At 69.7% G+C, this 4,188-nt stretch carries 3 protein-coding genes; all 3 read left to right on the top strand.

The genetic code is table 11. The features are described 5' to 3' along the window. Window positions 1–127 precede the first annotated feature (127 nt). The 3 genes from ACFFRH_RS43965 to yjfF are packed head-to-tail and all read left to right on the top strand — an operon-like array spanning window position 128 to window position 3,746. Complete coding sequence (locus ACFFRH_RS43965) at window positions 128–1,639, top strand: sugar ABC transporter ATP-binding protein (RefSeq protein ID WP_344745776.1); 1,512 nt, start codon at window positions 128–130, stop codon at window positions 1,637–1,639. Beyond that, the gene (locus ACFFRH_RS43960) at window positions 1,636–2,757 is read left to right on the top strand and encodes an ABC transporter permease (RefSeq protein ID WP_344745775.1); all 1,122 of its coding nucleotides are present in this window, start codon (window positions 1,636–1,638) and stop codon (window positions 2,755–2,757) included. The genes ACFFRH_RS43965 and ACFFRH_RS43960 overlap by 4 nt, the downstream gene beginning before the upstream one ends. After that, window positions 2,754–3,746 (top strand): galactofuranose ABC transporter, permease protein YjfF, encoded by a 993-nt coding sequence (gene yjfF, locus ACFFRH_RS43955; RefSeq protein ID WP_344745774.1) that lies wholly within the window; start codon window positions 2,754–2,756, stop codon window positions 3,744–3,746. The genes ACFFRH_RS43960 and yjfF overlap by 4 nt, the downstream gene beginning before the upstream one ends. Window positions 3,747–4,188: the final 442 nt, after the last annotated feature.

Genomic DNA, 4,188 nt, shown 5'->3' with positions numbered 1-4,188 from the left:
TCGCCGGTGAGCAGGTGCCCGAGCGGGTGGTGACCGAGGAGACCACCTTCACCCAGGAGCAGGCCAAGCAGGCCCTGCCCACCCGCCAGTACTGAGCCGCCCCGTACCGGGAAGAAAGGAGCGCGGCATGGACGCACCGGCACCGATCGTACGGATGAGCGGGATCGGCAAACGATTCCCCGGCGTCAAGGCCCTGGACGACGTCGGCTTCCGGCTGCTGCCGGGCGAGGTGCACGCGCTGATGGGAGAGAACGGCGCGGGGAAGTCGACGCTGATCAAAGTCCTCACCGGCGTGTACGGCGTCGACGAGGGCGAGATCGAGCTGGCCGGAGAGCCGGTCGCCTTCTCCAACCCGTCCGCCGCCCAGCAGGCCGGTATCAGCACGGTCTACCAGGAGGTCAACCTGTGCGGGAACCTCTCGGTCGCGGAGAACATCTTCGTGGGCCGCGAGCCGCGCCGGTTCGGCCGCATCCGGTGGAAGGAGATGCGACGGCGGGCCAAGGAACTGATGGCCCGCCTGGAACTGCGCGTCGACGTGTCGGCGCCGCTGGCGTCGTACTCGCTCGCCGTGCAGCAGATGGTCGCGATCGCCAGGGCGGTCGACATCGAGGCCAAGGTGCTGATCCTCGACGAGCCGACCTCCAGCCTCGACGCCGGCGAGGTGGCCCAGCTGTTCCGGGTGATGCGCCGGCTGAAGGAGCAGGGCATCGCCATCCTGTTCGTCTCGCACTTCCTGGACCAGATCTACGAGGTGTCGGACCGCATGACGATCCTGCGCGACGGGAAGCTCGTGGGGGAGTACCTCACCCGCGAGCTCTCCCAGGTCGACCTGGTCGCCAAGATGATCGGGCGGGAGCTGGCCGACCTGGAGAAACTCGACGAGAAGCCGCCCGCCCGGGTCGCGGAGCCGCTGGTGGAGGCGCGCGACCTCGGGAGGGCGGGCGCCATCGCCCCCTTCACCCTGACCATCAGGCAGGGTGAGGTCGTCGGGCTGGCCGGGCTGCTCGGCTCCGGCCGCACCGAGCTGGCGCGGCTGCTGTTCGGCGCCGACCACGCCGACGGCGGCTCGCTGGAGGTCGGCGGCAAGCAGATCGCGCTGCGCACCCCCCGGGCGGCGATGAGCCGGAAGATCGCCTTCTGTTCGGAGAACCGGCGGGCGGAGGGACTCGTCGACGAGCTCACGGTGCGGGAGAACATCGTCCTCGCGCTGCAGGCGGCGCGCGGCTGGAGCAGGCCGCTGTCGCGGCGCAAACAGGACGAACTGGTCGCCAAGTACATCACCACCCTGAACATCCGGCCGGGTGACCCCGAGCAGCCGGTCCGCACCCTCAGCGGCGGCAACCAGCAGAAGGTGCTGCTGGCCCGCTGGCTGATCATGGAACCCCGGCTGCTCATCCTCGACGAGCCCACCCGGGGAATCGATGTCGGCGCGAAGGCGGAGATCCAGCGCCTGGTCGCCGAACTGTCCGACGGAGGCATGGCAGTGCTGTTCATCTCCGCCGAGCTGGAGGAGGTCCTGCGGCTCAGTCATCGGGTCGGGGTGCTGCGCGACCGCACGCTGGTCGCCCAGCTCGACAACGACGACGCGCTCACCTCCGACGTCCTGATGCAGAAGATCGCGAGCGGAGCGCCGGCATGAGTTCTGTGCGAGACCGCGCCGGAGCCCTCACACGGCACCGGCTGCTGTGGCCCGTGGTGATCCTGGTCGCGCTGCTGGCGCTCAACGTGGCGTTCACCGACAACTTCCTGCACGTGCAGATGAGGGACGGGCACCTCTACGGCAGCCTCATCGACATCCTCCGCTTCGGAGCGCCGCTGATCCTGGTCGCCCTGGGCATGACGCTGGTCATCGCCACCGGCGGCATCGACCTGTCGGTCGGCTCGGTGGTGGCGATCGGCGGGGCGCTGGCCTGCATGCAGATCAGCGGCCTGGCCGACCAGAACTCCGTCGCCGGCGTGCTGTCGGCGATCGGCGTCACGCTGGTGGTGGCGCTCGCGCTCGGAGCCTGGAACGGGTTCCTGGTGGCGACCGTCGGCATCCAGCCGATCATCGCGACGCTGATCCTCATGGTCGCGGGACGGGGCCTGGCCCAGCTGATCACCGACGGGCAGATCATCACGATCAACAGTGCCCCGTACAAGCTGGTCGGCGGCGGCTACTGGCTCACGCTGCCGTTCGGCATCCTCATCGTGATCGCGCTGACGGCGCTGACGGCCTTCCTCACCCGGAGGCTGGCCCTGGGCATGTTCATCGAGGCGGTCGGCGGCAACGCCGAGGCCAGCAGGTTGTCCGGGATCCGCTCCCGGGGCGTGCTGATCGTGGCCTACACCTTCTGCGGGCTGTGCGCGGGCATCGCGGGGCTGATGATCAGCTCCAACGTGTCCAGCGCGGACGGCAACAACGCCGGCCTGTGGATCGAGTTGGACGCCATCCTGGCCGTCGTCATCGGCGGCACCTCGCTGTCGGGCGGCCGGTTCTCCCTCAGCGGAACCGTGCTGGGGGCGTTGATCATTCAGACCCTGACCACCACGATCTACTCGATCGGCGTGCCGCCGGAGACGACGCTGCTGTTCAAGGCGCTCGTGGTGACGATCGTGTGCCTGCTGCAGTCGCCGGCCTTCCGGCAGAAGGCGTTCGGGTGGGGCAGCAGGCGCCCCGCCCCGCCGCCACCCGCTCCCGGGGACGGCTCCGGCCCCCTCCTCACGGACGTGGCCATCGGCGAGCAGGCACGGGAAGAGACGGTGAGGAACCGATGACGGACACCATCATGACCGGCCCGGCCGGGCGGCTCGCGATCCCCCGCAGGTACGTCCCGGTCGCGGTGACCGCGAGCCTGCTCATCGCGATGTTCGTGGCCGGCGGTATCCGGTACGAGGGGTTCGCCAGCGGCCAGGTGATCCTCAACGTCTTCGTCGACAACGCGTTCCTGCTCGTCGTCGGCGTCGGCATGACGTTCGTGATCCTCGCCGGCGGCATCGACCTGTCGGTGGGCGCGGTGGTGGCGCTGTCCACGATGGTCACGGCCAGCCTCGTCACGAACCAGGGCTGGCCGGCGCCGGTGGTGATCGTGCTGGTGCTGGCCATCGGCGCGGCGCTCGGATTCGGGATGGGGGCGATCATCCACTACTTCCAGGTCCAGCCCTTCATCGCGACCCTCGCCGGGATGTTCCTGGCCCGAGGACTGTGCTACACGATCGGCACCGACTCGATCCCGATCACCGACGGCATCTTCACCGCCTTCGCGCAGACCAGGATCGACCTGGGCGGCGAGATGTGGATCTCGCCGAGCGTGGTGATCGCCGCGGTCGTGGTGCTGGTGGCCGCGTACGTGCTGCACCACACGCGGCTGGGCCGCACGGTCTACGCCGTCGGCGGCAGCGAGCAGTCCGCGCTGCTCATGGGCCTTCCGGTGGGACGGACGAAGATCGCCGTCTACACGATCAGCGGGTTGTGCTCCGCGCTCGGCGGGATCCTGCTGTCCTTCTACATGCTGTCCGGGTACGGCCTGCACGCCGTCGGCATGGAGCTGGACGCCATCGCGGCCGTCGTCATCGGCGGCACGCTGCTCACCGGCGGCTCGGGCTATCTCTTCGGCACCGTGCTGGGCATCCTCGTGCTCGGCCTGACCCAGACGATCATCAGCTTCGAGGGCACCCTCAGCTCCTGGTGGACCAAGATCTTCATCGGCCTGCTGCTGTTCGCCTTCATCCTGCTGCAACGGCTCATCGGCGTCCGGCGGACCTGAGGAGACGGTGACCGTCCCTCGGCCGCCCCGGACGGCGCGGCTGAGGGACGGGGTGAGATCGGGATCTTGCAAGGCCGGGACGACCACGGTCTTCGCCGTGAGCGCGCCCAGCCTCCGGCCGGCCCGGCCAGCGGCCGGCGCCACGAGAGGCGGCACACGCCGGGCGCCTTCCAGGAACGAAACCGCATCGGCGCGGCAACCGTGAACGCCACGATCCCCGCGACGCCGGAGAGCAGGGCCTCGACGGGGCTGGGAAGTACGGCTTCGACCGGGCCGCCACCGCCGGGCTGAAGGCGAGTGGCGCGAGCGACATCAGTGGGATTCCGAAGGCGACGGCTCGTCCGGCGGGGGCGGTGCGGGCCGGCAGCTCTGACCGCAGCCGCCGAACCGCTCGGTGTTGATCGGGGTGAACGACGTCGGCTCGACGTTCTTCAACGCCGCC

The sequence above is a fragment of the Streptosporangium vulgare genome (assembly GCF_042428775.1).
Classification (GTDB): Bacteria; Actinomycetota; Actinomycetes; order Streptosporangiales; family Streptosporangiaceae; genus Streptosporangium; species Streptosporangium vulgare.
The sequence above is the reverse complement of the archived record's forward strand: the minus strand, read 5'-3'. Positions and strand labels throughout refer to the sequence as shown.

Excerpts from the sequence above, each read along its gene's own strand:
- ACFFRH_RS43960 (WP_344745775.1), top strand. The coding sequence starts at position 1,636 with ATGAGTTCTGTGCGAGACCGCGCCGGAGCCCTCACACGGCACCGGCTG.
- ACFFRH_RS43965 (WP_344745776.1), top strand. The coding sequence starts at position 128 with ATGGACGCACCGGCACCGATCGTACGGATGAGCGGGATCGGCAAACGA.
- yjfF (WP_344745774.1), top strand. The coding sequence starts at position 2,754 with ATGACGGACACCATCATGACCGGCCCGGCCGGGCGGCTCGCGATCCCC.